The following is a 25608-nucleotide window of genomic DNA, read 5'->3' as shown; positions in this document are numbered from 1 at the left end:
CGTTACTAACCCTGAGCGTAGCAGGCGCTCAATCCGCCCACAGATCCTTGAGCTTGGAGAAGAAGCCGCTGACCTGCGGGCATTCTTCGCCCGTTTCCGTCTCGCGGAAGGCTTCGAGCAGTTCCTTCTGCTTCGCGGTCAGGCGGGTCGGCGTCTCGACGTCGATCTGGACCACCAGGTCGCCCTGGCCGCGCCCGTTCAGCACGGGCATGCCGCCGCCGCGCTGGCGGATCTGCTTGCCCGACTGGATACCGCTGGGAATCTTGATCTCGTGCCGGTTGCCGTCCAGACCCGGCACGTCGATCGAACCGCCCAGCGCAGCCGTCGTGAAGCTGACCGGCGCGCGGCAGAACAACGTCGTGCCGTCGCGTTCGAACAGGCTGTGCCGCTTCACATGCAGGAAGATGTAGAGGTCGCCCGCCGGTGCGCCACGCGCGCCAGCCTCGCCCTCGCCCGACAGGCGGATGCGGGTGCCTTCATCGACGCCGGCGGGGATGTTGACCGACAGGGTCTTGGGCTTGTCGGTGCGCCCTTCGCCGCGACAGGAACGGCACGGGCTTTCAATCACCTGGCCTGCGCCGTGGCAGGACGGACAGGTACGTTCGACCACGAAAAAGCCTTGCTGCGCACGGACTTGGCCATGGCCCTTGCAGGTGCCGCAGGTCTTGACCCCGGTGCCGGGCTGCGCGCCCGATCCCTCGCAGCTATCGCAGGCCGTAGACACCTCGATCTCGATCTCGGTCTTCTTGCCATGATAGGCTTCGTCGAGCGTGATCTCCATATCGTAGCGCAGGTCCGCGCCGCGGCGATTGGCCTGGCGTCCGCCGCCCTGCCCGCCGAAACCGGACTGGCCGAAGATCGTCTCGAATATGTCGCCCAGATCGGAAAAGCCGCCCGCGCCGCCGCCGCGGAAACCGCCGCCGCCGCCACCCTGCTGCTGCTGGGTATAGGCCGCATGGCCGAACCGGTCATAGGCCGCGCGCTTCTGCGGGTCTTTCAGGCAGTCATAGGCTTCGGACACGGCCTTGAACTTCGCTTCGCTGTCCGCGCATCCGCCGGTCTTATCCGGGTGATATTTCATCGCCATCTTGCGATAGGCGCTTTTGATCACCGCACCGTCGGCGGTGCGCTCGATTTCGAGCAGCTCATAATAATCAACTTCGGTGGTCATAGAGGCCCCCGCCTGCATCGCCCATCATGCCGGCCTGCGCCGGAATGACGGGCGATGGGCATAGTTTTACGCCTTGTTGTTTTCGTCGACTTCCGAGAATTCGGCGTCGACGACATCGTCATCGGCCTTGGGCGCGTCCGCACCCGGAGCCGCCGCATTGGCCTGCTCCTTCTCGTAGATCGCCTGGCCGAGCTTCATCGCGACCGTGGCGAGTTCCTGCGCCTTGGCCTTCATCGCTTCGGCGTCGCCGCCTTCGATCGCGGCCTTGGTGTCGGCGATCGCGGTTTCGATCTCGCCCTTCAGCGAAGCATCGACCTTGTCGCCATGTTCGGCGAGCTGCGCTTCGGTCGTATGGACCAGGCTTTCGGCGTTGTTCTTCGCCTCGGCCGCCTCGCGGCGCTTCTTGTCGTCTTCGGCGAAACGCTCGGCATCCTTGACCATCTGGTCGATGTCCGAGTCGCTGAGGCCACCCGAAGCCTGGATGCGGATCTGCTGTTCCTTGCCGGTGCCCTTGTCCTTGGCGCTGACATTCACAAGTCCGTTGGCGTCGATGTCGAACGTGACCTCGATCTGCGGCACGCCACGCGGCGCCGGCGGGATACCCAGCAGGTCGAACTGACCGAGGATCTTGTTGTCCGCCGCCATTTCACGCTCGCCCTGGAACACGCGGATCGTCACCGCCTGCTGGTTGTCGTCGGCGGTCGAATAGACCTGCGACTTCTTGGCGGGGATGGTGGTGTTGCGGTCGATCATGCGGGTGAACACGCCGCCCAGCGTTTCGATACCCAGCGACAGCGGGGTCACGTCGAGCAGCAGCACGTCCTTGACATCGCCCTGCAACACGCCGGCCTGAATGGCGGCGCCCATGGCGACGACTTCGTCCGGGTTCACGCCGGTATGCGGTTCCTTGCCGAAAAATTCCTTCACGGCTTCGCGCACCTTGGGCATGCGGGTCATACCGCCGACCAGAACGACTTCGCTGATCTCGCTGGCCGAAACGCCTGCGTCGGCCATCGCCTTCTTGCAGGGTTCCATCGTGCGCTTGATCAGGTCCGCCACCAGACGCTCCAGATCGGCGCGGGTGATGGTCTTGACCAGATGCTTGGGACCATTTTGGTCGGCAGTGATGAAGGGCAGGTTGACTTCGGTCGTCTGGGCCGAGGACAGCTCGATCTTCGCCTTTTCAGCGGCTTCCTTCAGACGCTGGAGGGCCAGCTTGTCCTTGGTCAGGTCGATGCTTTCTGCCTTCTTGAAGTCGGCGGCCAGATATTCCACCAGCTTGGCGTCGAAATCTTCGCCGCCCAGGAAGGTGTCGCCGTTGGTCGACTTCACTTCGAACACGCCGTCACCGATCTCCAGGATCGAGATGTCGAAGGTGCCGCCGCCAAGGTCATAGACCGCTATCGTCTTGCCGTCCTGCTTGTCGAGGCCATAGGCCAGCGCCGCCGCGGTCGGTTCGTTGATGATGCGCAGCACTTCCAGCCCGGCGATCTGGCCGGCATCCTTGGTCGCCTGACGCTGGGCGTCGTTGAAATAGGCGGGAACGGTGATGACCGCCTGCGTCACGGTTTCGCCCAGATAGCTCTCGGCGGTTTCCTTCATCTTCTGCAGGATGAAGGCGCTGATCTGCGACGGGCTGTAATCCTCGCCACCGGCCTTGACCCAGGCGTCGCCGTTCGGACCCTTGGCGATGTCATAGGGGACGAGTTCCATGTCCTTCTTGGTCATGGGATCGTCGAAGCGGCGGCCAATCAGGCGCTTCACCGCGAAAATCGTGTTGTCCGGATTGGTGACCGCCTGGCGCTTGGCCGGCTGGCCGATCAGGCGCTCGCCATCCTTGGCGAAGGCGACGATCGAGGGCGTGGTGCGCGCACCTTCCGCATTTTCGATGACCTTGGGCTTACCGCCATCCATCACGGCGATGCAGCTGTTGGTGGTGCCAAGGTCGATACCGATAACTTTTGCCATTGTGTCCTCTTTGAACCCCAAATTCTATTCAGCGGTTGACGGCCCAATACCTCACATAAGCGCCAAGGCAAGGCCGGTTTGCAGGTGGGATATAGGCGCGCTTTCGCTTGGCACAAGAAGTTGTGGCGATTACCTATGCTCTCGACCGGAAACGAGACAGTCATGGAGCATCCGATGCGCGCGCCCCTTATCCTCTTCGCCCTTGCCGCACCGATGCTGCTCAGCGCCTGCGGCGATCCTGCCCCCAGCTATATCGACCAGGCCTGGGTGCAGCTTTCGCCGAACAAGGACAGGCCGTCGGCCGGCTATTTCGTCATCCATGGCGGCGATGCGGGCACGCAGTTGCGCGGGGTGCTGACCGACTATGCGCTCAAGGTCGCGATGCATGAAAGCATCGACAAGGACGGGATGATGACGATGGAGGCGATCGACACGGTCGATGTGCCGGCCAAGGGCCAGGTCGCCTTTGCACCTGGCGGCAAGCATCTGATGCTGTGGGGCATCAACGACACCGCGATCAGCCGGGGCAAGATGCAACTCACCTTCCTGATGGGCAATGGCGACCGGCTGCTGGTCGATGCGGTGATCCGCAAGCCCGAAGCCGCCGGTGCGGCTTCGCCCAAGCCGGAAGGGCATGAGGGCCATTGAGCAGCCGCGCGCTGACGGAGCAGGAGGTCGCGCTGGCGCGGGGCATGTTCGGCGACGCAATCGACTATGGCCGGGTGCGGGTGCATGAGCGCAAATGGTGGCCGTTCCAGCCAAAGGGCGTGACGATGGCGCCGGATGGGAACCTGTGGTTCCACCCCGATAGCGGCCTGTTCTGCGCGGATTTTTGTGACGGGCCGCTGCATTTGCAGGGGCATTTCATCCACGAAATGACCCATGTCTGGCAGGCCCAGCGGTCGGGCAAATGGTGGTTGCCGCTGATGCGACATCCCTTTTGCCGCTATGGCTATGACGTCGTGCCGGGCAAGCCGTTCGCGCGTTACGGCATCGAGCAGCAGGCGGAGATCGTGCGACATGCGTTTCTGCTGCGGCGGGGCGTCACAGTGCAAGGGAAGCCGGGGCTGGATGTGTATGAGGCGCTGTTGCCGTTTGCGGGATGAGCGACGCATTGGGCTGGCTTGTTGCCATTGCCTATACCAAACACCCGTTCGCCCTGAGCCTGTCGAAGGGCTTCACTTCTGCTTCAAAAAATGCGCCTTTTAAGCAAGAAGGGCTTCGACAGGCTCAGCCCGAACGGATTTGGGGGCTCCACGTCTGATCGCCACCTGTCCCACCTTCACCACGCCGCCGCCAGCATCGCCTCCAGCAATTGCGCGAATTCCCAGCCATCCGCCCGCGCGGCGATCGCGGACAGGCAGTCCTGATCGTCGCGGCCTGGGCGGCCGGGGCCGGTCATGTTGGGCTTCATGTTAAGGTCGAACAGCTTGTAGTCCCCGCTGGCGTCCGCGCGGCAATCGATGCGGATTACGGCGCGCGCGCCGACCAGCGCCGCCGCCCGGACGCAGGCGTCCAGCATTGCCTGCATGGGCAGTGAGGCCAGTTCCGCTTCGTCGATCACGGCGCTGTTGGTCGTCACCGCGACGTCGCCATTATAGGGGGCGACGCCGTCCTGCTGGTTGAAGCGGCGCACTGGGCGCAACGCGCGATAGGCGCCATCGACCGGCGGCATGACCGTCACCGTGACCTCGTCACCATCCAGATATTCCTCGACGATCAGCGTATCGCCGAATTTCGCGTTCGCGATCAGGGCGACAGCCGCAGCGTTCAGCGCCGCCAGATCGGCGACCTGCGTGACGCCCTGGCTGCCACGCCCGCGCACCGGCTTCACGATCAACGGAAAGGATAGGTCCGCCTGCGTCAGCGCCGCCTCGGCATCCGCCAGCGCGCACACGCCCGGTCGGGCCGCCGGCGCCATCAGGAAGGAGCGGGCGACCGGCAGGCCCGCCGCCTCCAGCATCCGGTTGGTCGCGAACTTGTCGTCATAGCGTTGCGTCAAGGTCGGCAATTGGCCGACGATACGCACCCGCCCGATGACGGCTTCGAGCGGATGCCCGTCGAAGAGGACGCTGTTCGCCCAGAGGATGGTCGCGCCCGTTGCGACCGCGGCCGCTATGCCCTCCGCCGTGTCAGGAACACCCAGTCCATGGGACGGGTCGGATCGGGATCGACTACCGGCGTCAGCACGCGCACGCCCTGCCCGCGCAGCACGAAGCCGATGTCCGCGCCGCCATCCGAATAGCCGCCGGGCTTGGCATCCTTGCGCAGCCCGTCGATCACCGGCGGCGGCAGCGCCTGATAGAGGATGGCCACCGCGTCCTGCGTCATATCGTCATCATTCCCGTCCAGAATCGAAAAGGGGGCCAGCCTTGCGGCTCGCCCCCTCCAGAATGTTGAGCCGTAGATACGGTCTTAGTAGACGCGCGCCTTGGGCTTCACATATTCCGCTTCGTCGGTCATCGTATAGTCGTGGACCGGCCGGTAATCGAGCGTCACCTTGCCGCCCGAACCGCCCCAGCCTTCGAACCAGCTGATGGTGTGCTTCATCCAGTTTTCGTCGTCGCGGTTCGGGAAATCCTCATGCGCATGGGCGCCGCGCGATTCCTTGCGGGCTTCGGCGCCTTCCATCGTACAGATGGCCTGCGACATCAGATTGTCGAGTTCCAGCGTTTCGATGAGGTCGGTGTTCCAGATCAGCGAGCGATCCGTGACCTTGACGTCCTGCAACCGCTTGTTGACGGCCTGCATCTGGCTGACGCCTTCCGACAGGAGCGCGCTATCGCGGAACACGGCGGCGTGCTTCTGCATGGTGCGCTGCATGTCGAGGCGGATGTCCGCCGTCGGCGTGCTGCCCTTGGCATTGCGATAATGGTCGAGGCGCGACAGCGCCAGATCGGCCGAACCCTCAGGCAAGGCCCGGTGCGGCGCGTTGGGCTTGAGATTGTCCTTGAGGAACAGGCCGGTCGCGCGACCGAATACAACAAGGTCGATCAGCGAGTTGGAGCCAAGGCGGTTTGCGCCATGGACCGACACGCAGGCCGCTTCGCCGACCGCGAACAGGCCGGGCACGATCACTTCGGGATCGTCGCCCTTCTTGGTCACAACCTGGCCATGATAGTTACAGGGGATGCCGCCCATATTATAATGCACGGTCGGCGTAACCGGCAGTGGCTGGCGGGTCAGGTCCACGCCCGCGAAAATCTTGCCGCTTTCGGTGATGCCGGGCAGGCGTTCGGCCAGCACCTTGGGATCGATATGGTCGAGGTGCAGGAAGATATGATCCTTATGCTCGCCCACACCGCGCCCTTCGCGCATTTCCATCGCCATGGACCGCGACACGACGTCGCGCGACGCCAGATCCTTGGCCGATGGGGCATAGCGTTCCATGAAACGCTCGCCTTCGGAGTTGGTGAGGTAGCCGCCTTCGCCACGCGCGCCTTCGGTAATCAGCACGCCCGCACCATAGATGCCGGTCGGGTGGAACTGCACGAACTCCAGATCCTGGAGCGGCAGGCCAGCGCGCAGCACCATGCCGCCGCCGTCGCCGGTGCAGCTATGCGCCGAGGTGGCGGAGAAATAGGCGCGGCCATAGCCGCCCGTCGCCAGCACGACGGCATGGCTGCGGAAGCGATGGATCGAGCCATCTTCCATGCAGATGGCGATGACGCCGCGGCATTCCTTGCCGTTCGGGCCGTCTTCCATGATCAGGTCGATGGCGAAATATTCGATGTAGAAGTCCGCGTCATATTTCAGCGACTGCTGATACAGCGCGTGCAGCATGGCGTGGCCGGTACGGTCGGCCGCGGCGCAGGTGCGCTGCACCGGCGGGCCGGCGCCCATATTCTGCATATGGCCGCCGAAGGGACGCTGGTAGATGGTCCCATTCTCGTTACGGCTGAACGGCACGCCGGCATGTTCCAGCTCGATCACGGCCGCAGGCGCTTCGCGCACCATATATTCGATCGCGTCCTGGTCGCCCAGCCAGTCGGACCCCTTGACGGTGTCGTACATGTGCCAGGTCCAGTGGTCGGGGCTGTTATTGCCCAGCGAGGCCGCGATGCCGCCCTGCGCCGCGACGGTATGCGACCGGGTCGGGAACAGCTTGGTGATGCAGGCGGTCTTGAGGCCCGCTTCGGCGCTGCCCATGGTCGCGCGCAGGCCGGAGCCGCCCGCGCCCACGACGACCGTGTCGTAGGTATGGTCGATGATCTTATAGGCTTCGGTCATGGCTTGACGACCCCAATGAAGGCGATCTTGGCGATCGCGAAAATGCCCGCGGCAGCGCCGCCCAAGGCATAGAAATTCAGCAGCAGCATGGAGAAGAAGGCGAGGCCCTTGTCATGGACATAATCCTCCAGCATCACCTGCATGCCGAGGCGCAGGTGCCAGAAGATGCTGACGATCATCAGCATCAGCGGCACGGCGACCACCGGGTTGGCGATCCAGCCGACGACGCTTTCATAATCGAGGCCGGGCAGGCTCAGCAGGCTGAACAGCAGCCACAGCGTCAGCAGCAGATTGCCGACGGCCGTATAGCGCTGCGCCAGCCAGTGATGCGCGCCATGATGCGCCGAACCCAGGCCGCGAACGCGACCGATGCCAGTACCGTTGCCCATCAGAGCGCCTTTCCGAAGATGGTGAGCCAGACGAAGCCGGTCACGAGCAGCGATGCGACGAAGGTCGCGATCGACCACATCTTGTTATTTTTCAGCTCATACCCCGCGCCCATGTCGAGCACGAAGTGCCGCAGGCCCGAGAAGAGATGCTGGAAGAAGAACCAGGTCAGGCCGATCATCACCAGATAGCCGATCGGCGACGTCGCGCACTTGACGAAGGTCGCATAGGCCTCCGGACCGGTCGCGGCGGCCATCAGCCACCAGATGAGGCCGAGCGCGCCGGCGGTGGCGAGGCCATTGCCCGTCACGCGGTGCATGATGGACACGGCCATGGCCGGTCCCCATTTCCAGATCGTCAAATGCGGCGAGAGCGGCCGGCTGTTGGAACGCGCCATGTCTACCCTAGTCCTTAGATACTTGTCCCTGAGTCCGCCCCCCTTAAGAGCGATACGCCAAGAGGGCAAGAAGCGGAAAGCGGGAGATTGCCGACGCCGCTTTCTGCGATCAGCCCGGACAGCCATAAGAAGTGGTTAACCAACGTGCGCTAAAGATCGACGTCCAACCGATCACGTCATCAGCAAGGGCCGTTCCCTCATGCCGTCCAGTCTTTCTTCCGCCACCGCCACATCGGATTTTCTGGCGGAAGTCGATCCCAACGGCGATGTCGCCCGCGCCGCGCGCGAAGTGGGCGACCTGATCGGCGATGATCTGGGCAGCGTGGGCGCCGCCTTCTTCACCAGCTATATGCGCGAAACCGGCCTTCAGGACCGGCTGGGCAGCGGCGTCATCGCCCGAATCGAACGCGAAGCCGATACTTATGTCCGCGAAAAGCTGATGCATTTCGCGGAGGGGCGCTGGGCGCGGTCGGCTGCCGACTGCGTGCGCCACGCCCGCAAGCATGACGTATCGGTGCGCGCGGTCCTGAACGCGGTCGCCAATGCCAACGAACGCGTCACCGACCTGATCTGGGAACGGTGCCATGATGATGCGCCGCGCTGTCGCCGGTTGCTGCGCATGATGCTGCAGATCGCGATGATCGATTCGGGTTTCATGAGCAATGTGCTGGCCACCGACCAGGCCGAAGCGCAGCGCGCCGAACGCCAGCGTTACGGCACGCTGTTCGAACAGCGGATCGTCGGTGAGATCGACGGCGCGTCGAAACTGGGCGAATCGCTGCGCGAACAGGCCAAGGATGCGTCCGCCGCCACGCGCGGCATGCTGGGCAAGGCGTCCGAAGTGGCGGCCGCCGCCGAACAATCCGCCCTCGCCATGCGCGAAGCCGCCCGCACCTCCGCCGGGCTCATCCGCGCTATCGAGGATGCCCGCACCGAAGTCGAAAGCGCGGCAGAGGTCGCCCAGCGCGCCTCCGCCCAGTCGGGGGATGCGGTGTCCATGTCTTCCACCCTGTCCGACCATGCCAAGTCGATCGAATCGATCCTGGGCCTGATCCGCGACATTGCAGGGCAAACCAACCTGCTCGCGCTCAACGCCACGATCGAGGCCGCCCGCGCCGGTGACGCCGGGCGCGGCTTCGCCGTCGTCGCGCAGGAAGTGAAGAGCCTGGCCAACCAGACCGCCCGCGCCACCGACGAGATCGCCGGCAAGATCGCCGATATCCAGGCATCGACCCGCCAGTCGGTCGAAACCAACGAACGCATCCGCGACACGGTGGGCGAGGTCAAGGCCAGCGCCGAGCGCATCCGCCACGCCATGGATGCGCAGGCGCAGACCGTGACCATGATCACCGCCGCGGTCGACGAAACCGCGCTGGCCGCCGATTCGATGTCGACCACCATTTCCGCGATCCGCCAGGACACCGAAGTGGTGGCGTCGGAAATCGACCAGCTCGAACGCGGCTTCGTCAGCGTCGAGGGCAAGCTCGCCAGCCTGCGCAACGCTTCGTCCGACTTCGGTCGGCAGGTAGCCTAAGCCGCCGCCATCCCATCCCGCTTCCCCTCTTTCTCTGCCTCGGCTAAAGGCGGCGGGATGAACGATGTCGCGCCTTCAGTCCAAAGCTGGAAAGTCACCCTGCCCTGCACCCGCGCCGAAGCCGAAGCGCTGGACGGGGACATCGCCGCCTTCACGCTGATGGAGCATCCACCGGTGCTGATGACCAGCGAGGCGACGCCCGATGGTGAGGAAGAGGGGGAAGATGCCTGGCAACTCGACGCCTATTTCGAAGGCAAGCCCAGCGTGGCCGCGATCAAGCTGCTCAAGACATTGGTGCCCAGCGCGGGCCGCGTGAAACCCGTTGTCGAGGCGCTGCCCGACGAGGATTGGGTGACGCTGAGCCAGCAGGGGCTGGAGCCTGTCACCGCCGGCCGCTTCCATGTCCGCAACATCGCGAGCGATCCCGAACTGCCCGGCCACGTCAATCTGCTGATCGAGGCGGGCCGCGCCTTCGGCACCGGGCAGCATGAAACGACGGCGGGCTGCCTGGCCATGCTCGACCGGATGCGCCGGGTGGGGATGCGCTTTGCCCATGTCGCCGATATCGGCACCGGCACCGGTCTGCTCGCCTTCGCCGCGATGAACCTGTGGCCCCGCGCCCGCGCCATCGCGTCCGACATCGACGCCGTGGCGGTAGAGATCAGCGCCGACAATGCGCGCGCCAATGGCGTAGCGCTGGGCGACGGGGCGGGCCGGCTGGCGCTGGTGACGGCGGCGGGCGGCAACCATCCCGCGCTGATCGGGCGCGCGCCCTACGACCTGCTGATCGCCAACATATTGGCGGGGCCGCTGATCGAACTGGCCCCGACGCTGTGCGCGCTGGTTGAGGATGGTGGCACCATCGTCCTGGCCGGATTGCTCAACGGGCAGGCGGACGCGGTGGTCGCCGCCTATCGTGCGCAGGGAATGCGGCTGGCCGAACGCAGCGACCGCGGCGATTGGCCGACCCTGCGCCTGCGCAAGCGGCCCAGCATCGGCTGGAAACGGCCGCGCCGCATCAATCCCGCCGCGCGGGGCGAAGCGCCCGGCTTCGGTAGTATCTGAACTTTTAGAGGAGCTCAGCCATGGCCATCATCCGCCGCATCACCCTGCATGATGGCCCGGATGGGCCTTTCGAAAGCCTGGCCGTGGTCGATGCAGCCGCCGGCCCGCTGCCGGGGGTGCTGCTCTTCCCCAATGTGCTGGGCGCCAAGGAGGCCGACTTCGCCTATGCGGAAAAGGTCGCGGCGCTCGGCTATGCCGTGCTGGTCGCCGACGTCTTTGGCCAAGGCAAGCGAACCACCCGCGCCGATCCCGATGCCGGGCGCTATATGGCCGAACTGAACGCCGACCGCGCTCTGCTGCGTGACCGGGCGAATGGCGCCCATGCAGTGCTCAAGGGGCTGGCGGAGGTCGATGCCGACCGGACGGCCGCGATCGGCTTCTGCTTCGGCGGCAAATGCGTGCTCGACCTCGCCCGCTCCGGCGCGGACATTAGCGGCGGAGTCAGCTTCCACGGCGTCTATGACGCGCCGCCCTTTCCCAACGCGCCGATCACCGCAAAGCTGCTGGTCTGCCACGGCTGGGACGACCCGATCGCACCGCCAGAGGCGACCGTGGGTCTGGCCCGCGAATTGACCGATGCGGGCTGCGACTGGCAGATTCACGCCTATGGCGGCACCGGCCACGCCTTCACCGACGAGGGCGTCAATATGCCGGAAAAGGGACTGGCCTATAGCCCAAGCGCCGACCGGCGCAGCTTCCGCGCGATGACGGATTTTCTGGGCGACCTGTTCGGATAAAAGCCGAAAACAGGACTGTCTTAACGGGTCGGAATGCGCCGGGCGCTGGCGAGATGATGGGCGTGGGTGATCGCCACCGCCAGCGCATCGGATGCGTCCGGCCCCACGATCTTCGCGCCGGGCAGCAGGCGCGACACCATCGCATGGACCTGCTCCTTCGACGCATTGCCGACGCCAACCACCGATTTCTTGACGAGGCGCGCGGCATATTCGCCGACCTCCATGCCCGATCGCGCGGCGTTGAGCAGGATCACGCCCCGCGCCTGCCCCAGCTTCAGCGTCGATTGCGGGTTCACATTGACGAACACCTCCTCGACTGCGGCGCCATCGGGCCGATGTTCGAGGATCAGGTCGGTCAGCGCCAGGTCGAGCGCCAGCAGTCGCGTCGAGAGCGCCATGCTGCTGTCGGTCTTGATCTGGCCATTGCCGATATGGGTCAGCCGATTGCCATCCGCGGCGATCAGGCCCCAGCCGGTGGTGCCAAGGCCAGGGTCCAGGCCAAGCAGGATCATGCGCGCATCCTCTCCCCGTGGGGAGAGGGCAGACGCATCAACCCAGCTTCTCCATCACAGCATCGGACACTTCATAATTGCCCCAGACGGTCTGGACGTCGTCGTCATCCTCCAGCGTGTCGACCAGCTTCATCAGCGTGGCGGCATTGGCTTCATCGACGTCGACGGTGATCTGCGGCTTCCAGGCGAGCTTCGCGCTGTCGGCGGCGCCCAGCTTGGCTTCCAGCGCCTTGGCGACCTCGTGAAGGGCGTCCATGGCGGTCCAGATTTCATGCTCGTCCTCGTTGGACGACACGTCCTCCGCGCCAGCGTCCAGCGCCGCTTCGAAGATCGCGTCGGCGTCTCCCGCGCTCGCCGGATAGCTGATCAGGCCGACCCGGTCGAAACCATGGCTGACCGCACCCGACGCACCCAGGTTGCCGCCATTTTTGGAAAAGGCGGTGCGGATGTTGGTTGCCGTGCGATTACGGTTGTCGGTCAGCGCCTCGACGATGATGGCGATGCCGGCGGGGCCATAGCCCTCGTAACGCACTTCCTCGTAATTCTCGCCGCCCGCCGCGTTCGCCTTGTCGATCGCGCGCTGGATATTATCCTTGGGCATGGACTGGGCCTTGGCGGCGTTGACCGCCAGGCGCAGACGCGGGTTCATGTCCGGGTCGGGCATGCCCATCTTGGCCGCGACCGTGATTTCGCGGCTGAGCTTGGAGAACATCGAAGAGCGCTTCTTGTCCTGCGCGCCCTTGCGATGCATGATGTTCTTGAATTTGGAATGGCCTGCCATGGTCCTGAATTCTTATCTGCCGGTTGACTGTGATGCGCGCCCTTACACCAGCGGCCGCCCAAAGGGCAACCGCAAGCGCGGTCCAGCCGCTGCCGGCATCTCTTTGCCTCAGTAGAGGATCGCGGTGCCCGACGCCGACACCATCAGCATCGACCCGTTGGAGCCGATGACTTCATAGTCAAGGTCGACGCCGACCACGGCATTGGCGCCCAGCGTCGCGGCGCGCGTGCGCATTTCGGCGATCGCCTGTTCGCGGGCGCGTTGCAGCACATCCTCATAAGCGCCCGACCGCCCGCCCACGATGTCGCGGACGCTGGCGAACAGGTCGCGAAACAGATTGGCGCCCACGATCACCTCGCCGGTGACGATGCCGAGATAGTCCTTCGCCGGTCGCCCTTCCAGACGGCTGGTGGTGCTGACGATGATCTCGGACATGGGCGCTTCTCCTTGATTGTAAAAAGTTATTCCATCCCCAGCGCAGCAAGATAGGTCTGGAGGATGGCTTCCATTTCCTGGCGGTCATGCGGCTGCATCTTCCGCAGGCGGACGATCTGGCGCATGATCTTGCCGTCATAGCCGTTGGCCTTGGCTTCCAGATAGACGTCCTTGATATCGTCGCCGATACCCTTCTTTTCCTCTTCCAGGCGCTCGATGCGCTCTATGAAGAGGCGTAGCTGGTCGGCGGCGACATTGGGTTCGCTCATGGGAATCTCCGTGCAGGTGTGAAATGTGAATCGGGCTGGCGGACGCCTCTAATGCCTGTCCGCGTTCTTCGCCACACTCTCCTGCATCTTTGCGATCTGTTGCGGTGTCGCTTCGCCCTGATGCCGGTCCTTCCATTCCGAAAAAGGCATGCCGTGGATGATTTCGCGCGCCTGATCGCGCGTCATCTCACCGTCCGCTTCCGCGATCCAGTCGGCCAGGCAGTTGCGGCAAAAGCCCGCCAACCCCATCAGATCGATATTCTCGACGTCGGTGCGGTGCTGCAAATGCGCGACCAGACGGCGGAAGGCGGTTGCGGCCACGGCATCTGTGACTATGCTGTCGGTCATCGGCGTGAGAAACCTTTCGCTGATCTACATCATCCTGTCGTGCAGTACGGATAACCCATAACGACGCACTGGCAAGGCCGACAAGGCCAAGCCGGGGACGATCATGACGGTCAGGAGAAGCCATGACGAAGTTACCGCCCCGCTCACGCAAGGTCCGCATCCTGGCGACCCTTGGTCCTGCGAGCGATACGCCCGAAATGATCCGGGCGCTGTTCGTCGCCGGGGCCGACGCCTTCCGCATCAATATGAGCCATGGCGCGCATGAGGATCATGCCGCGCGCATCGCCATCATCCGCGCGCTGGAAAAAGAATTCCAGCGGCCCACGACGATCCTGGGCGACCTGCAGGGACCAAAGCTGCGCGTCGGCACCTTCGAAAAGGGCCTCGCCATATTGGAGACGGGCGCGGCCTTCATCCTCGACCGGGACGAAACGCCGGGCAATGCCCGCCGCGTCAACCTGCCCCATCCCGAAATCTACGCCGCGCTGGTGCCAGAAACCCGGCTGCTGCTGGACGATGGCAAGCTGGTGCTGCGGGTGAAGGCGATCGGCGCCGACCGGATCGACACGATCGTCGAAGTCGGCGGCGCCCTGTCCAACCGCAAGGGCGTGAACGTGCCCGACGTAGTGGTGCCGGTGCCGGCGCTGACCGACAAGGATCGGCGCGACCTCAGCTTCGCGATGAGCCAGGGCTGCGACTGGATCGCCTTGAGCTTCGTGCAGCGGCCCGAGGATCTGGCCGAGGCGCGCAAGCTGATGGGCGGCTATGGCGCGCTGATGGCGAAGATCGAGAAGCCGTCGGCCGTGCAGCGGCTGGAGGAGATTATCGAACTGGCCGACGGCGTGATGGTGGCGCGCGGCGACCTGGGCGTCGAACTGCCGCCGCAGGCCGTGCCGCCGCTCCAGAAGCAGATCGTCGCCACCGCGCGGCGGATGGGACGCCCTGTGGTGGTCGCGACCCAAATGCTCGAATCGATGATCAAGTCCCCCTCCCCCACCCGCGCCGAAGTGTCGGACGTGGCGACGGCGGTCTATGACGGCGCGGACGCCATCATGCTGTCTGCGGAGACGGCGGCAGGCGACTGGCCGGTTGAGGCGGTGACGATGATGGACAGCATCGCGCATAGCGTGGAGCGCGATCCGGGCTATTTCGGCCGGCTCCATTACACCGAGACGAAGCCGGACCCGACCACCGCCGACGCGCTGGCCGAAGCGGCGGGCAATATCGTCGCGGTGGTAGGCGCCAGCGCCATCACCTGCTTCACTTCATCGGGCAGCACGGTGCGCCGCGTCGCGCGCGAACGCCCCGACGCGCCGATCCTGGCGCTGACCCCGCGCACCGACACCGCGCGCAAGCTGGGCCTGACCTGGGGAGTCCACGCCATCCGCACCAAGGATATCGGCACGTTCGAGGAAATGATCGGCAAGGCCCGGCGTATGGCGCTGCGCCACGGCATGACCGAAAAGGGCGGCAAGATCGTGGTGCTGGCCGGCGTTCCCTTCGGCACGCCCGGATCGACCAACGTGCTGCACGTCACGGCGATTCGCGGCGACGAGTTGAAGGGCCGCGACGAGGGCTGAACGCAGGCCGGGTGAGGCCAATTCCCTCCGTTCGCTTCCAGTAAAGTCGAGAAGCGGTAGCACCGAGCTTTGCGCTCAGCTTCGCTAAACTCGGCTTCGCTGGAAACGAACGGCCTTGGGAAACCCGACCGTCTATTCGGCAAATCACGCACCCAAGCGAACGCGGAAAGGCGCCCGATCATCGACCGGGCGCCTGCCACATTGCCTAAAGACCCACCGCCCGAATGGGCGATAGCGCCTGCCTTTTAGCCCTGGCGGGCCTTGAAGCGGCGGTTGGTCTTGTTGATGACGTAGGTGCGGCCGCGACGACGGATCACGCGGTTGTCCCGGTGGCGGCCCTTGAGCGACTTGAGCGAGTTGCGGATCTTCATGGCAGACGGCCCTTGATGAATCTGGTGTGGTCGAATTTCGAAGCGCAGCCCCTATGGGTCGGGCGGGCCAAAGTCAAGGGTGGCAGCCGCTCTTTCGACTCTGTTCATCCCCTATGCAGCAAGTTCGTGGCTTCAAGCGTTTGAGGGGATTATGGCCCCCGCACCGTCTATGTGGTGCCCTGTCATGCCGCATGCCCGTTGGAGTTGAACTCATGTCGAAGCGCCGTCCCCGCCTTGCCGCCCCAAAGCTTTTTCTGGGCGCCCTCCTTCTGGGCGGCCTTTCCCTTGGCGCCAGCGCGACGGTCGCGCCGCGCGTGGAAGTGACCCGCTTCCATATGGGCAATCCTGCCCAGTCGGGCACCGTCGCGGTAGAGGAAATGCCGGGCAATCCGGATATCAGCCTGGAATTCCGCACCTATGCCAGCGCGGTATCGCAGGAATTGCAGCGTATCGGCTTCACCGCTGGGGACGGCGCCCAGAGCGATTATGTCGCGCTGGTCAGCTTCACCCGCACCTTCCGCCCATCCGGACCGGACCGCCGCAGCGAAAGCCCGGTCAGCGTCGGCGTGGGCGGCGGGATCGGCAGCGGGGGCGGTCGCCGTGGCGGCACCTTCGGCGGGCTTGGCCTGGGCGTCGGCATCAACCTGTCGGGCAAGCCCAAGGATATCGTGACGACCGAACTCCATGTGCAGTTGCGCCGCAGGTCCGATTCGACGGCGATCTGGGAAGGCCGCGCATCGACCCAGGCGAAGCAGGGGTCGGCCGCGGCCCAACCCGCCACCGCCGCCCAGAAACTCGCTTCAGCCTTGATCGGGGGCTATCCGGGTGAATCGGGGCGCACTATAACGGTCAAATGAGCATCAGCATTTCCAGCGGCTTCGACAGCGGCAATATTCGCGTCCTCTCCATCGCCGACACGCCGGCCGGCGTCCGCGCCGTGCTGGAGATCGTGACGGATCACCAGAGCGACTTCTACCAATGGTTCCATTTCCGGCTCGCCAATGCGGCGGGCCGCGAAGTGGAACTGGCGATCGTGAACGCGGCGGGATCGGCCTATCCCGACGGCTGGGCCGGTTACAGCGCGCGGGTGAGCGAGGATCGCGACAATTGGGTCCAGGCCGACACAAGCTATGCCGACGGCATGCTGACGATCCGGCTGGAGCCGGACAGCAATGCGGTATGGATCGCCTATTTCGCGCCCTATTCGATGGAGCGGCACCACGACCTCATCGCTTGGGCCGCGACCCAGCCGGGCGTCGAACATCGCGAACTGGGGCTGACCCTGGACGGCCAGCCGCTCGACCTGCTGACGATCGGCGACGGACCGAAGCAGGTCTGGCTCTATGCGCGCCAGCATCCCGGCGAGACGATGGCGCAATGGTGGATGGAAGGCGCGCTGGAGCGCCTGTGCGACGAGGAAGATGCGGTGGCCCGCCTGCTGCGGCAGAAGGCGACGATCCATCTGATCCCCAATATGAACCCGGATGGCAGTCGTCGCGGCCATCTGCGCACCAATGCGGTCGGCGTGAACCTCAATCGCGAATGGCATGAGCCGACGGCCGAGCGCAGCCCCGAAGTGCTGATGGCGCGCAATGCGATGGACGAGACCGGCGTCGATTTCGCCATGGACGTCCATGGCGACGAGGCGATTCCCGCGGTGTTCATCGCGGGTTTCGAGGGTATCCCGTCGATCACCGATCGGCAGGTCGCGCTCTATCACCGCTATCGCGACACGTTGGCGGCCCGCACCCCGGATTTCCAGACGCGGCTGGGCTATCCGGTGGCGGGGGCGGGCAAGGCGAACCTGTCCATGTCCACCAACCAGCTCGCCGAACGCTTCGGCGCGGTGGCGATGACGCTGGAGATGCCGTTCAAGGATAATGACGACCTGCCGGACGCCGATTTCGGCTGGTCTCCGGCGCGGTCGATCCAGCTCGCCAAGGATTGCCTGGCGGTGCTGGCCGAGATGATCGAGGATATTTGAGGATAGACATGTTCCCCGCGAAAGCGGGAACACGCAACCTACCGCCAGTCGAACGGCAGCGGCGCTTCGCGGAAGGCGAAGCGGTCGAGATGATCGGCGACCACCTGCTTGAACCGCTCCACGTCGGCGTCCGCATTGGGCTCCAGCGTCACCACCAGCGCCTCGGGCTGCGCCGCCATGCGGATCGGCCCCATCGGGAAGGCAATGACGCCCTGTTCGGGGCTGAAATCCGTCTCGAACTTGTGGCTCCAATGTTTGCACAACTGCTGGAGATAGCGGCTGGCATGGGTGGTCGGCACGTTTGCGGTCACGGTCATGTCAGAGCCTTTCGATCTTGCTCGCAGCCTCGTCGATCAACGACGCGACATCGAACATGGTCTGGTTATCGGCGCCCTCCTTTTCAAGGCGATGCTGGATGGCGATGCGCAGATTGTGCAGCGCGCGGCGCACCGGCGCGCCATCGACCCGCTCCGCCTTCTGCGCCAGCGCGGCCAGCCGGGCCAGCGCCAGGTCGAGCGCGGCCTTGCGCTCCTCGATCTGGACCTTCCCGGCATCGGTGATGGCGAAGCGTTTGCGGCTGCCTTCGCTCGGTTCCTCGACGATCAGGTCCATCTCCGCCAACATGGTCAGCGTAGGATAGACGACGCCGGGGCTGGGCGCATAGGCTTCGCCCGACAGCGCCTCGATCGCGCGGATCAGCTCATAGCCATGGCGCGGCTCGTCGGCGATCAGCTTCAGCAGGATCAGGCGCAGCGTTTCATTGTCGAACAGACGTCGGCGACTGCCGCCGCCACGACCGCCCCGGCCACCATGGCCGCCGCCGCGCAGGCCGTCCTCGCCGAAGGGATCGCCACCGAACGGGCCGCCACGCCCCCCGCCGAATCCGCCGCCACGACCAAAGCCGTCAGGCGAACCGAATCGGCCAGAGCCGGGATGATGACCGCCATGGCGGCCGCGATGAGAATAGGGAAAATGCATCATTGAATCTTTCATATATGTCGTGATGCATTGCGATATATCTTAAAAATCTTGGCCGTCAAGAGTTACGATAGATCTTAAATGTATCATTCTGTATCGGAGGCCGTCGCCAAGGCAAAAAGATTACGTGTTCCGTGTAGGCGGAAACCCAGTTTAGACCACGGGACTGCGTTCCCGCCTGCGCGGGAACACGCAGCCTGATTGAACGGAGCCAGCTTCAGAGCGCAGCAAAATCGATCGGCGCGTGGCGATCCAGCGTGCGGCTCTGGTCCTCCAGCGGATATTTCAGGCCGCTGGCGCAGTTGAACAGCACCGCGCGATCCTCCCGCCCGATCAGCCCTTCGTCCAGCGCGCGCTGATAGGCCGCCAACGTCGCCCCGCCCTCCGGACAGAGCAGCAGTCCGTCGTCGCGCGCGACATCGCGCACCGCCGCCATGATCGCCGCGTCAGACACGGCCAGCGCCGCACCGCCGCTTTCGCGCACGGCGCGCAGGATCAGGAAGTCGCCGACCGCGCGCGGCACGCGAATGCCCATGGCGACGGTGTGGGCATCCTCCCAGCGGTCGGCGAACTCGACGCCCTGTTCGAACGCGCGGACCATCGGTGCGCAACCTTCGGCCTGCACCGCGAACATCTTGGGCCGCCTGGCGCCAATGAAACCGATCTTCTCCAGTTCGTCGAACGCCTTCCACATGCCGATCAGGCCGGTGCCGCCGCCGGTGGGATAGAAGATCGCGTCGGGCAGCTCCCAGCCGAGCTGTTCGGCCAGTTCCAGCCCCATCGTCTTCTTGCCCTCGATCCGATAGGGCTCCTTGAGCGTCGAGAAGTCGAACCAGCCGCGCGCCTTCGCCCCCTGCCCCACGATCGCCCCGCAATCGTCGATCAGGCCGTTGACGCGATAGACGCGCGCACCCTGTGCCGCGATCTCGCGCACGTTGATCTCAGGCGTGTCGTCGGGGCAGAAGATGATCGCCTCCATCCCCGCGACCGCGGCATAGGCGGCCAGCGCCGCGCCGGCATTGCCGTTGGTCGGCATCGCCACCTGGGTCACGCCCAGTTCCTTGGCCATGGACACCGCCATGACCAAACCGCGCGCCTTGAACGAAGCAGTGGGTAACCGCCCCTCATCCTTGGCCATCAGATGTGCCCCGCCCAGCCGCGCGGCGGTGCGCGGCAGCGGGATCAGCGGCGTTGCATTTTCGCCCAGGCTGACGATGTTGGCGGTCTGCCGCACCGGGAGCAATTCTCGCCAACGCCACAGGTCCATCGGCCGCTGCGCCAACGCCGCCTTGGTCAACGTCTCCCGCACGCCGTCCAGATCATAGCGCACCAGCAGTGGCTTCCCCGCCGCCGACAGCCCATGCAGTTCATCGGCCCCATAACGCTCGCCGGTCAGCGAACATTCCAGATGGGTGACGAAAGTGGGGCGATCGGTGGTCAGGTTGAGGTCGTGGCGCACGCATAATCTCCGTTCGCCCTGAGCCTGTCGAAGGGCTTCTCTTCTTTAAGAAAAGAAAGGGCTTCGACAGGCTCAGCCCGAACGGATCGAAAAGCTTATTCCGGCGCCTTCGCCACGCTGACCATGGCGGGACGCAGCAGACGGTCCTTGATCATATAGCCAGCCTGCATCTCGATCAGGATCGTGCCCGGCGCGGCGTCGGCCGAGGGAACTTCCATCATCGCCTGATGCTTGTTGGGGTCGAGCGGCTGGCCGACCGATTCAATCTTCGTGATGCCGTTGCGGCCGAACACGCTGTCCAGTTCACGGCCGGTGGCTTCGAGACCGATGACTAGGCCCTTGAACTTCTCATCCTCGCGCAGGTCGGCGGGAATGGCGGCGAGCGCACGGCTCAGATTATCGGCGACCGACAATATGTCGCGGGCGAAGGCCGTTGCGGCATAGGCGCGCGCGTCGCCCAGTTCCTTTTCCAGCCGGCGACGCACATTCTGCGTATCGGCATGGGCGTAGAGAATGTCCTGCCTGGCGGTGGCCAGTTCCGCCTCCAGCGCTGCGATCTTCTCGGCTGCGGCATCGCCAGCGGGCGCGGCGTCTTCCGGCAGCGCGTCCACGACTTCGGTGTTTTCGATAGTGTCTTTGTTTTCGCTCATCTCATCAATCTCGATAGCGTCTGTGCTGTGAAGTCCACCATGGGGATCACCCGCGCATAGTTCAAGCGCGTGGGGCCGATCACGCCGACCACGCCGACGACCCGGCCGTCCGCGCCACGGTAGGGGGCGGCTATGACCGAAGAACCCGACAGGGAAAAGAGCTTGTTTTCCGAGCCGATGAAGATTTTGGTCGCGCTGCCCGCCAGCGCGCTTTCCAGCAGCCGGGAAATCTCCTGTTTGCCTTCCAATTGTTCCAGCAACTGGCGCACCCGTTCCAGGTCGGCGGCGGTGCCGTCATCGATCAGATGCGCCTGCCCGCGCACGATCAGCACCGGCCGATCGTCGGCATCCTGCGACCAGATGGCGATGCCGCGTTCCACCAGTTCGCGCGCCGCGCCGTCGAGCAGGCTGCGCTCCGTCTCCATCTCCCGGCTCAACTGGTCGCCCGCCTGGCGCAGCGTCATCCCGGCAAAACGCGCCGACATGAAGTTCGCCGCTTCGTTCAACATGGACGGGGTGACGGCTGGCGGCAGGTCCAGCACCCGGTTTTCGACCGATCCGTCCTGCCCCACCAGCACCGCCAGCGCCTGCCGGTCATTGAGCGGCACGAAACCGAACTGGCGCAGCACAGGCTCGCGCCGCGGCACCATGACGATCCCGGCGCAAGCCGACAGGCCCGACAGCGCCGCGGTGGCGGCGGACAGCGCTTCCTCGATCGGACCGCTTTCGACCAGCCCGGCCTCGATCGCGCGCCGTTCTTCGGCCGACGGCGCCGCCGCCTGCATCATCCCGTCGACGAACAGGCGCAGCCCCGTTTCGGTCGGCATCCGCCCGGCGGAGGTGTGCGGCGCAGCGAGCAGGCCCAGTTCCTCCAGATCCTGCATGACGTTGCGAATCGACGCCGGCGACAGGCTCAATGTCGCCAGCTTGCTGATCGTGCGCGATCCCACCGGCAGGCCGGTGCCGAGATAATTTTCCACCACCAGGCGGAAGACATCGCGCGCGCGCTCGTTCAATTCGGAGATCGGAGTGACCGACATGGTTCTTATCTAGGCAGACGGGGGCGCAGGCTCAAGGCGCGACCGCCTTGGGATTGAGCATGGATTGCACGTCCAATATCTTCGGCACCGCCGCCAAAGCGACCCGCAGCCGACCATAGCGCGTATCCATGCAGCCGGACTGGAATTCCAGCCGCGTCGCATTTTGCCCCGGGCGGCTCCATTCGACGACATAGCCGGGCATGTCGGTGGCGAAACGCTCGCAATTCTGGCCGTGAGCGATTTTCTGCACCGTCCCCGCCGCCGGGCGATGCGGCGCCAGCGTCGTCACCAGCTTGCGATATTGCGCACTCGTCACGGTGAAGCGCGTCGGGCCGGGAACGGAGGTGAAGCGTTCCGGCTCCAGCAGCCCCGACCCGTCCGGCGACACCTGCAACGTATAGGCCGGGCAGGCGCCGAAGCAGCGCCCGGCGGTAAAGCGGATGATGTCGCCCGGCGCCTTGGGCGGTTCCAGCCCCGGTTCGGCGGCCGTGCAACCGGCCAGCAGCAGCATGGCGGTGAGTGTCGATATGCGTCCCATGCCCTCTCCTTATCGCCTAATTGTCGCCGTGACACTGGCAAGAAACGTCAGCGGGCGCTAAGCGGCCTGTTAAGTGCGCTTTTCGGCGCATTGGCGGCATTCCGCAGGGACGGCCGCTATCTGAACGCTTCGGAGTAGAAATTATGCGTCCTTCCGGCCGCGCGCCCGACCAGATGCGCGACATCACCATGGAGCCTGGCTTCACCATCCATGCCGAGGGAAGCTGCCTCATCAGCTTCGGCGACACCCGCGTGCTGTGCACCGCATCGGTCGAGGAAAAGGTGCCGCCTTTCCTGCGCGGCAAGGGGTCGGGCTGGGTCACGGCCGAATATGGCATGTTGCCCCGTGCCACGCACACCCGCGGCAGCCGTGAGGCGGCCAAGGGCAAGCAATCGGGCCGCACGCAGGAAATCCAGCGCCTGATCGGCCGATCGCTGCGCACGGTCGTGGACCTCAAGAAACTCGGCGAGCGCCAGATCGTGGTCGATTGCGACGTGATCCAGGCCGATGGCGGCACGCGCACGGCGGCCATTTCGGGTAGTTGGGTCGCGCTGCGAATCGCGGTCGACAAGCTGCTGGCGTCGGGCGCGCTCAAGGAAGACCCGATCATCCAGAAGGTTGCCGCGATCAGCTGCGGCATTTTCGAAGGCACGCCGGTGCTCGACCTCGACTATGCCGAGGACAGCAATGCCGAGACGGACGCCAACCTCATCCTGACCGGCGACGGCAAGTTCGCCGAAGTGCAGGCGACGGCCGAAGGCGCCGCCTATGACGAGGAAGAGCTGCTCCGCCTGCTCCGCCTCGCCCGCATCGGCTGCGCCAATATCTTCGCCGCGCAGGATGTCGCGACGGGCCGGTAAGCACAGACGTTCGGTTCGAGCCTGTCGAGAACCTTTCCTTGAAACCGCTTCTCGACAAGCTCGAAGTGAACGGAGATAGTAAGCTGCATGAGCGACGATTTCGGACAGGAACAGGCGATCCGCAAGCTCGCCCCCGGCAAGCTGGTGATCGCCAGCCACAATCCCGGCAAGGTGCGCGAAATCGCCGCCCTGCTCGGCCCGTTCGGGATCGAGCCGATCTCCGCCGCGTCGCTCGACCTGCCCGAGCCCGAAGAAACCGGCACCACCTTCATCGCCAATGCCGAATTGAAGGCGATGCAGGCGGCCGACCTGTCCGGCCTGCCTGCCCTCGCCGACGACAGCGGCCTGTGCGTCGAGGCGCTGGGCGGCGATCCCGGTCTGTTTTCGGCGCGCTGGGCCGGCCCGACTAAGGATTTCACGCTCGCCATGCAGAAAGTCTGGGACGGGGTCGAGGCCAAGGGGCCGGATGCGGGCCATGACGCCCATTTCATCTGCGCCCTCGCGCTCGCCTGGCCCGATGGCCATGTCGAGGCATTCGAGGGGCGGATCGACGGGACGCTCGTCTGGCCGCCGCGCGGCGGGCAAGGCTTCGGCTACGACCCCATGTTCGTGCCGCTGGACCATGACATCAGCTTCGGCGAGATGGATCCGGACGCCAAGCACGCCATGAGCCATCGCGCCAGGGCCTTCGACAAACTGGTCGCGGCCGTTTTCTGACGCCGGCCGGCCGATCGCGCCGCTCAGCGTATCGGCACGGCCTTCAGCTTCGCCTGGCCGATATGCCAGCGCAACTGGCTGGCCGACGCGCCGTCGACATCGTTGACGCGGCGCACGACATAGTCGCCGGCGAAGCGCTGGCGCGTCCCGTCCCGCAGTTGCGAATCGACCGTCACCGGCACCGTCTGGTAGATCGATCCTGCGCCGGCATCGCCCGGCTCCAGCTTGCCGATCGTCACCCGCGTCGACCGGGTGCCGGCGAAGCCCGCCTGGAACTTGTCCAGCGTCTGGTTGGGCGGGCCGTCATCCCCCCATTGCGCCCAGGCCGTGCCATAGTCACGCGCGTTGATCGCCGAATAGTAGCGCTGCACCACCGCGACCGCCGCCGCCATGCTCTTGGGCGCGGGATCGCATCCGACCATCGGTTCGCCCTTGCCGTCGAACAGGGCGCAACTGCGGGCGATTTCATCCTCGATCATGGCGCAGCTATTGGCGGCGTTGCAGGGCGGATGGGTGGCGGGCGACACGTTGCGACAGATCGCCACGCGCTTGGCCGCCGCGGCCGATCCGATATCCGCCGCGCAGGATAGCGGCGCGGCGCTCGCACTCTCGGCAGCCGGCGCGGCATCAGGCATGGGGCTTTGTGCCACATTCTGGTTGCCGGGCGTTTCGACTGCCGGGGCCGCGACGCCATTGCTGGCCAGTTCGTCCGCCTTGCGCTCCGGCTGTGATGGCGCCCCGCAGGCGCTCAGCGCCAGCAACGCGCAGCCCGAAACGATCCCTGACAATGACGCGTGGCGCATCCTCTTCTCCTCTGGCGATCTTCCCTGCTCAATGCACGCCGTCGGGAGAAATATCCATTGCCGCCTATTTGGCGGCGCTGGCGACCTGCGTTTCCGCCATCGGCGCCGCATCCGCATCCAGCGGCCCCCGACCGAAGGCGTTGCCAGCCGGGAAATAGCGGCACACCAGATAATCGGCATTGGCCCCTTCACCCAGCGCGCAGCCGATCTTCCTCGTGCCGCGCCAGATCATCTGGGTATAATGGCCGACATCCTGCCAGCGCCCGGTGCTGCTGAGGTCGGGCAGCTTGCCCGCGATCCGGGTGAAGCGCTTTTCGTCCAGGAACGACCCGACCATAGCCTGGTAGCCATAGAGCCGGCGCGGTCCCATCCACAGATTTTCGCCACTGGGGATGGTGCGGCCCGTGCGCGGCGAATGACGAAAGACGCCGCTATGCGCCATGTCGTCGGCATAGCGCGCCGCATCGGCCGCCAGTGCATCGTCCCAGTCCAGCAAGGGCAGGCCGAGCGATGCCCGCTCGCCATTATGCGCGTCCAGCATCACCGCGCGCAGCAGCGAATCGCCGCGCGCCGCTTCCGCCATGCCATAATAGGCCGCCGGCATCACCGCGCCGGCGCCCCCCGCCGGGCGCGCACCTGTCCCGTCGCTATCGCTCGCCGCCTGCGCGCCGCGCGCCGTCACCAGCAGAACCGGCAGCATCGCTGCCCATAGCGAAGCGCGCAAAAACGCTTTAGGGCTGCCCCCAGCCATGTCGTCCCTTACCCCCCAAATCGCAACGGCCCCAGACCCTGTC

32 protein-coding genes are annotated in these 25608 nt (G+C 65.2%); 11 read left to right on the top strand and 21 right to left on the bottom strand.

The genetic code is table 11. The annotated features are described in order from the left end of the window. Positions 1 to 28 precede the first annotated feature (28 nt). Complete coding sequence (dnaJ, locus tag K9B33_RS11055) at positions 29 to 1171, bottom strand: molecular chaperone DnaJ (RefSeq protein WP_224548750.1); 1143 nt, start codon at positions 1169 to 1171, stop codon at positions 29 to 31. Positions 1172 to 1237: 66 nt separating this feature from the next. Beyond that, a complete protein-coding gene (gene dnaK / locus K9B33_RS11050; protein WP_224548748.1) occupies positions 1238 to 3139 on the bottom strand; it encodes a molecular chaperone DnaK in 1902 nt (633 codons plus the stop codon). A 174-nt stretch (positions 3140 to 3313) separates the two neighbouring features. Here dnaK and K9B33_RS11045 point away from each other — a divergent pair, with 174 nt between their 5' ends. Genes K9B33_RS11045 through K9B33_RS11035 form a run of 3 tightly spaced genes read left to right on the top strand, consistent with a single transcriptional unit; the run spans position 3314 to position 4403 of the window. Continuing rightward, positions 3314 to 3787 carry a copper chaperone PCu(A)C gene (locus K9B33_RS11045; protein ID WP_224548747.1) on the top strand — a complete coding sequence of 158 codons (474 nt, stop codon included), beginning with the start codon at positions 3314 to 3316 and terminating at the stop codon, positions 3785 to 3787. Further along, the gene (locus K9B33_RS11040; RefSeq protein WP_224548745.1) at positions 3784 to 4245 is read left to right on the top strand and encodes a vgr related protein; all 462 of its coding nucleotides are present in this window, start codon (positions 3784 to 3786) and stop codon (positions 4243 to 4245) included. Before K9B33_RS11045 ends, K9B33_RS11040 begins: the two co-directional genes overlap by 4 nt. Then, positions 4242 to 4403 carry a hypothetical protein gene (locus tag K9B33_RS11035; RefSeq protein ID WP_224548743.1) on the top strand — a complete coding sequence of 54 codons (162 nt, stop codon included), beginning with the start codon at positions 4242 to 4244 and terminating at the stop codon, positions 4401 to 4403. Before K9B33_RS11040 ends, K9B33_RS11035 begins: the two co-directional genes overlap by 4 nt. Positions 4404 to 4421: 18 nt before the next feature. Here the strand turns inward: K9B33_RS11035 and K9B33_RS11030 are convergent, their stop codons facing one another. From K9B33_RS11030 to sdhC, 5 genes are all read right to left on the bottom strand, one after another. Then, positions 4422 to 5168 carry an ATP-grasp domain-containing protein gene (locus tag K9B33_RS11030; protein WP_224548741.1) on the bottom strand — a complete coding sequence of 249 codons (747 nt, stop codon included), beginning with the start codon at positions 5166 to 5168 and terminating at the stop codon, positions 4422 to 4424. Positions 5169 to 5254: 86 nt separating this feature from the next. Then, entirely contained in the window at positions 5255 to 5470 is a 216-nt protein-coding gene (locus K9B33_RS11025; RefSeq protein WP_224548739.1) for a hypothetical protein, read from the bottom strand. Positions 5471 to 5554: 84 nt separating this feature from the next. Beyond that, positions 5555 to 7369: a succinate dehydrogenase flavoprotein subunit gene (gene sdhA, locus K9B33_RS11020; protein ID WP_224548737.1), complete on the bottom strand. Its 1815-nt coding sequence runs from the start codon at positions 7367 to 7369 to the stop codon at positions 5555 to 5557. Beyond that, on the bottom strand, positions 7366 to 7758 hold the full coding sequence (gene sdhD, locus K9B33_RS11015; protein WP_224548735.1) for a succinate dehydrogenase, hydrophobic membrane anchor protein: 393 nt from the start codon (positions 7756 to 7758) through the stop codon (positions 7366 to 7368). The genes sdhA and sdhD overlap by 4 nt, the downstream gene beginning before the upstream one ends. Continuing rightward, positions 7758 to 8153, bottom strand: coding sequence for a succinate dehydrogenase, cytochrome b556 subunit (sdhC, locus tag K9B33_RS11010; RefSeq protein ID WP_224548734.1), 396 nt, complete (start codon positions 8151 to 8153; stop codon positions 7758 to 7760). Before sdhC ends, sdhD begins: the two co-directional genes overlap by 1 nt. 199 nt (positions 8154 to 8352) lie before the next feature. Here sdhC and K9B33_RS11005 point away from each other — a divergent pair, with 199 nt between their 5' ends. The 3 genes from K9B33_RS11005 to K9B33_RS10995 are packed head-to-tail and all read left to right on the top strand — an operon-like array spanning position 8353 to position 11489. Further along, positions 8353 to 9687 carry a methyl-accepting chemotaxis protein gene (locus tag K9B33_RS11005; protein ID WP_224548732.1) on the top strand — a complete coding sequence of 445 codons (1335 nt, stop codon included), beginning with the start codon at positions 8353 to 8355 and terminating at the stop codon, positions 9685 to 9687. A 57-nt stretch (positions 9688 to 9744) separates the two neighbouring features. Continuing rightward, entirely contained in the window at positions 9745 to 10752 is a 1008-nt protein-coding gene (locus K9B33_RS11000; RefSeq protein ID WP_224548730.1) for a 50S ribosomal protein L11 methyltransferase, read from the top strand. 20 nt (positions 10753 to 10772) lie between these two features. After that, a complete protein-coding gene (locus K9B33_RS10995; RefSeq protein ID WP_224548728.1) occupies positions 10773 to 11489 on the top strand; it encodes a dienelactone hydrolase family protein in 717 nt (238 codons plus the stop codon). Between the two features lie 20 nt (positions 11490 to 11509). Here K9B33_RS10995 and ruvC read toward each other — a convergent pair whose 3' ends face one another. The 5 genes from ruvC to K9B33_RS10970 form a co-directional block, all read right to left on the bottom strand. Further along, positions 11510 to 12001 (bottom strand): crossover junction endodeoxyribonuclease RuvC, encoded by a 492-nt coding sequence (gene ruvC / locus K9B33_RS10990; RefSeq protein WP_066604456.1) that lies wholly within the window; start codon positions 11999 to 12001, stop codon positions 11510 to 11512. A gap of 37 nt (positions 12002 to 12038) precedes the next feature. Further along, the gene (locus K9B33_RS10985; RefSeq protein WP_224548726.1) at positions 12039 to 12782 is read right to left on the bottom strand and encodes a YebC/PmpR family DNA-binding transcriptional regulator; all 744 of its coding nucleotides are present in this window, start codon (positions 12780 to 12782) and stop codon (positions 12039 to 12041) included. A 108-nt stretch (positions 12783 to 12890) separates the two neighbouring features. Then, positions 12891 to 13217, bottom strand: coding sequence for a heavy metal-binding domain-containing protein (locus tag K9B33_RS10980; RefSeq protein WP_224548725.1), 327 nt, complete (start codon positions 13215 to 13217; stop codon positions 12891 to 12893). A 26-nt stretch (positions 13218 to 13243) separates the two neighbouring features. Beyond that, complete coding sequence (locus K9B33_RS10975; protein ID WP_066860048.1) at positions 13244 to 13486, bottom strand: DUF2312 domain-containing protein; 243 nt, start codon at positions 13484 to 13486, stop codon at positions 13244 to 13246. A 48-nt stretch (positions 13487 to 13534) separates the two neighbouring features. Then, complete coding sequence (locus K9B33_RS10970) at positions 13535 to 13834, bottom strand: DUF1244 domain-containing protein (protein ID WP_224548724.1); 300 nt, start codon at positions 13832 to 13834, stop codon at positions 13535 to 13537. 122 nt (positions 13835 to 13956) lie between these two features. On the opposite strand from K9B33_RS10970, the gene pyk reads away from it, so the two are divergent. Continuing rightward, positions 13957 to 15414 (top strand): pyruvate kinase, encoded by a 1458-nt coding sequence (gene pyk, locus K9B33_RS10965; RefSeq protein WP_224548723.1) that lies wholly within the window; start codon positions 13957 to 13959, stop codon positions 15412 to 15414. A gap of 245 nt (positions 15415 to 15659) precedes the next feature. Here pyk and ykgO read toward each other — a convergent pair whose 3' ends face one another. Further along, entirely contained in the window at positions 15660 to 15785 is a 126-nt protein-coding gene (gene ykgO, locus K9B33_RS10960) for a type B 50S ribosomal protein L36 (protein WP_004210176.1), read from the bottom strand. Between the two features lie 212 nt (positions 15786 to 15997). On the opposite strand from ykgO, the gene K9B33_RS10955 reads away from it, so the two are divergent. Further along, positions 15998 to 16642 (top strand): hypothetical protein, encoded by a 645-nt coding sequence (locus K9B33_RS10955; RefSeq protein ID WP_224548722.1) that lies wholly within the window; start codon positions 15998 to 16000, stop codon positions 16640 to 16642. Beyond that, complete coding sequence (locus K9B33_RS10950) at positions 16639 to 17769, top strand: M14-type cytosolic carboxypeptidase (protein WP_224548714.1); 1131 nt, start codon at positions 16639 to 16641, stop codon at positions 17767 to 17769. The genes K9B33_RS10955 and K9B33_RS10950 overlap by 4 nt, the downstream gene beginning before the upstream one ends. Positions 17770 to 17807: 38 nt before the next feature. Here the strand turns inward: K9B33_RS10950 and K9B33_RS10945 are convergent, their stop codons facing one another. From K9B33_RS10945 to K9B33_RS10920, 6 genes are all read right to left on the bottom strand, one after another. Next, complete coding sequence (locus K9B33_RS10945) at positions 17808 to 18086, bottom strand: DUF2218 domain-containing protein (RefSeq protein ID WP_066604472.1); 279 nt, start codon at positions 18084 to 18086, stop codon at positions 17808 to 17810. A gap of 1 nt (position 18087) precedes the next feature. Continuing rightward, positions 18088 to 18750, bottom strand: a complete 663-nt coding sequence (locus tag K9B33_RS10940; RefSeq protein ID WP_224548713.1) for a PadR family transcriptional regulator — start codon at positions 18748 to 18750, stop codon at positions 18088 to 18090. 214 nt (positions 18751 to 18964) lie between these two features. Then, positions 18965 to 20206: a threonine synthase gene (locus K9B33_RS10935; RefSeq protein ID WP_224548712.1), complete on the bottom strand. Its 1242-nt coding sequence runs from the start codon at positions 20204 to 20206 to the stop codon at positions 18965 to 18967. 95 nt (positions 20207 to 20301) lie between these two features. Then, positions 20302 to 20856 carry a nucleotide exchange factor GrpE gene (gene grpE, locus K9B33_RS10930; protein WP_224548711.1) on the bottom strand — a complete coding sequence of 185 codons (555 nt, stop codon included), beginning with the start codon at positions 20854 to 20856 and terminating at the stop codon, positions 20302 to 20304. Further along, positions 20853 to 21896: a heat-inducible transcriptional repressor HrcA gene (gene hrcA, locus K9B33_RS10925; protein WP_224548710.1), complete on the bottom strand. Its 1044-nt coding sequence runs from the start codon at positions 21894 to 21896 to the stop codon at positions 20853 to 20855. The genes grpE and hrcA overlap by 4 nt, the downstream gene beginning before the upstream one ends. 31 nt (positions 21897 to 21927) lie before the next feature. Beyond that, positions 21928 to 22434, bottom strand: a complete 507-nt coding sequence (locus K9B33_RS10920) for a DUF6438 domain-containing protein (RefSeq protein WP_224548709.1) — start codon at positions 22432 to 22434, stop codon at positions 21928 to 21930. Positions 22435 to 22577: 143 nt separating this feature from the next. Between K9B33_RS10920 and rph the strand changes: the two genes are divergently transcribed. Together rph and rdgB are read left to right on the top strand one after the other, a co-directional pair. After that, entirely contained in the window at positions 22578 to 23294 is a 717-nt protein-coding gene (gene rph, locus K9B33_RS10915; protein ID WP_224548707.1) for a ribonuclease PH, read from the top strand. A gap of 87 nt (positions 23295 to 23381) precedes the next feature. After that, positions 23382 to 24011, top strand: coding sequence for an RdgB/HAM1 family non-canonical purine NTP pyrophosphatase (rdgB, locus tag K9B33_RS10910; protein ID WP_224548705.1), 630 nt, complete (start codon positions 23382 to 23384; stop codon positions 24009 to 24011). Between the two features lie 23 nt (positions 24012 to 24034). Here rdgB and K9B33_RS10905 read toward each other — a convergent pair whose 3' ends face one another. Together K9B33_RS10905 and K9B33_RS10900 are read right to left on the bottom strand one after the other, a co-directional pair. Next, complete coding sequence (locus K9B33_RS10905) at positions 24035 to 24814, bottom strand: hypothetical protein (RefSeq protein WP_224548704.1); 780 nt, start codon at positions 24812 to 24814, stop codon at positions 24035 to 24037. Positions 24815 to 24878: 64 nt separating this feature from the next. Beyond that, positions 24879 to 25565, bottom strand: coding sequence for a CAP domain-containing protein (locus K9B33_RS10900; protein WP_318011110.1), 687 nt, complete (start codon positions 25563 to 25565; stop codon positions 24879 to 24881). Between the last annotated feature and the right edge of the window lie 43 nt (positions 25566 to 25608).

The organism is Sphingobium sp. 3R8, assembly GCF_020166615.1.
Classification (GTDB): Bacteria; Pseudomonadota; Alphaproteobacteria; order Sphingomonadales; family Sphingomonadaceae; genus Sphingobium; species Sphingobium bisphenolicum.
Note: the sequence above shows the minus strand (reverse complement) of the source record. Positions and strands in the feature narration are given on the sequence as shown.

Bases quoted from the DNA above. Each gene is read 5' to 3' on its own strand.
- K9B33_RS10940 (WP_224548713.1), bottom strand. From the start codon at position 18,750: ATGATGCATTTTCCCTATTCTCATCGCGGCCGCCATGGCGGTCATCAT.
- hrcA (WP_224548710.1), bottom strand. From the start codon at position 21,896: ATGTCGGTCACTCCGATCTCCGAATTGAACGAGCGCGCGCGCGATGTC.
- K9B33_RS11025 (WP_224548739.1), bottom strand. From the start codon at position 5,470: ATGACGCAGGACGCGGTGGCCATCCTCTATCAGGCGCTGCCGCCGCCG.
- K9B33_RS10905 (WP_224548704.1), bottom strand. From the start codon at position 24,814: ATGCGCCACGCGTCATTGTCAGGGATCGTTTCGGGCTGCGCGTTGCTG.
- K9B33_RS10980 (WP_224548725.1), bottom strand. From the start codon at position 13,217: ATGTCCGAGATCATCGTCAGCACCACCAGCCGTCTGGAAGGGCGACCG.
- rdgB (WP_224548705.1), top strand. From the start codon at position 23,382: ATGAGCGACGATTTCGGACAGGAACAGGCGATCCGCAAGCTCGCCCCC.
- sdhA (WP_224548737.1), bottom strand. From the start codon at position 7,369: ATGACCGAAGCCTATAAGATCATCGACCATACCTACGACACGGTCGTC.
- grpE (WP_224548711.1), bottom strand. From the start codon at position 20,856: ATGAGCGAAAACAAAGACACTATCGAAAACACCGAAGTCGTGGACGCG.
- dnaK (WP_224548748.1), bottom strand. From the start codon at position 3,139: ATGGCAAAAGTTATCGGTATCGACCTTGGCACCACCAACAGCTGCATC.
- K9B33_RS10950 (WP_224548714.1), top strand. From the start codon at position 16,639: ATGAGCATCAGCATTTCCAGCGGCTTCGACAGCGGCAATATTCGCGTC.
- sdhC (WP_224548734.1), bottom strand. From the start codon at position 8,153: ATGGCGCGTTCCAACAGCCGGCCGCTCTCGCCGCATTTGACGATCTGG.
- ykgO (WP_004210176.1), bottom strand. From the start codon at position 15,785: ATGAAGATCCGCAACTCGCTCAAGTCGCTCAAGGGCCGCCACCGGGAC.
- K9B33_RS11005 (WP_224548732.1), top strand. From the start codon at position 8,353: ATGCCGTCCAGTCTTTCTTCCGCCACCGCCACATCGGATTTTCTGGCG.
- rph (WP_224548707.1), top strand. From the start codon at position 22,578: ATGCGTCCTTCCGGCCGCGCGCCCGACCAGATGCGCGACATCACCATG.
- K9B33_RS10920 (WP_224548709.1), bottom strand. From the start codon at position 22,434: ATGGGACGCATATCGACACTCACCGCCATGCTGCTGCTGGCCGGTTGC.
- K9B33_RS11035 (WP_224548743.1), top strand. From the start codon at position 4,242: ATGAGCGACGCATTGGGCTGGCTTGTTGCCATTGCCTATACCAAACAC.
- K9B33_RS11045 (WP_224548747.1), top strand. From the start codon at position 3,314: ATGCGCGCGCCCCTTATCCTCTTCGCCCTTGCCGCACCGATGCTGCTC.
- K9B33_RS10955 (WP_224548722.1), top strand. From the start codon at position 15,998: ATGTCGAAGCGCCGTCCCCGCCTTGCCGCCCCAAAGCTTTTTCTGGGC.
- K9B33_RS10985 (WP_224548726.1), bottom strand. From the start codon at position 12,782: ATGGCAGGCCATTCCAAATTCAAGAACATCATGCATCGCAAGGGCGCG.
- K9B33_RS10900 (WP_318011110.1), bottom strand. From the start codon at position 25,565: ATGGCTGGGGGCAGCCCTAAAGCGTTTTTGCGCGCTTCGCTATGGGCA.
- ruvC (WP_066604456.1), bottom strand. From the start codon at position 12,001: ATGATCCTGCTTGGCCTGGACCCTGGCCTTGGCACCACCGGCTGGGGC.
- K9B33_RS11000 (WP_224548730.1), top strand. From the start codon at position 9,745: ATGAACGATGTCGCGCCTTCAGTCCAAAGCTGGAAAGTCACCCTGCCC.
- K9B33_RS10945 (WP_066604472.1), bottom strand. From the start codon at position 18,086: ATGACCGTGACCGCAAACGTGCCGACCACCCATGCCAGCCGCTATCTC.
- K9B33_RS10975 (WP_066860048.1), bottom strand. From the start codon at position 13,486: ATGAGCGAACCCAATGTCGCCGCCGACCAGCTACGCCTCTTCATAGAG.
- K9B33_RS10995 (WP_224548728.1), top strand. From the start codon at position 10,773: ATGGCCATCATCCGCCGCATCACCCTGCATGATGGCCCGGATGGGCCT.
- pyk (WP_224548723.1), top strand. From the start codon at position 13,957: ATGACGAAGTTACCGCCCCGCTCACGCAAGGTCCGCATCCTGGCGACC.
- sdhD (WP_224548735.1), bottom strand. From the start codon at position 7,758: ATGGGCAACGGTACTGGCATCGGTCGCGTTCGCGGCCTGGGTTCGGCG.
- dnaJ (WP_224548750.1), bottom strand. From the start codon at position 1,171: ATGACCACCGAAGTTGATTATTATGAGCTGCTCGAAATCGAGCGCACC.
- K9B33_RS10970 (WP_224548724.1), bottom strand. From the start codon at position 13,834: ATGACCGACAGCATAGTCACAGATGCCGTGGCCGCAACCGCCTTCCGC.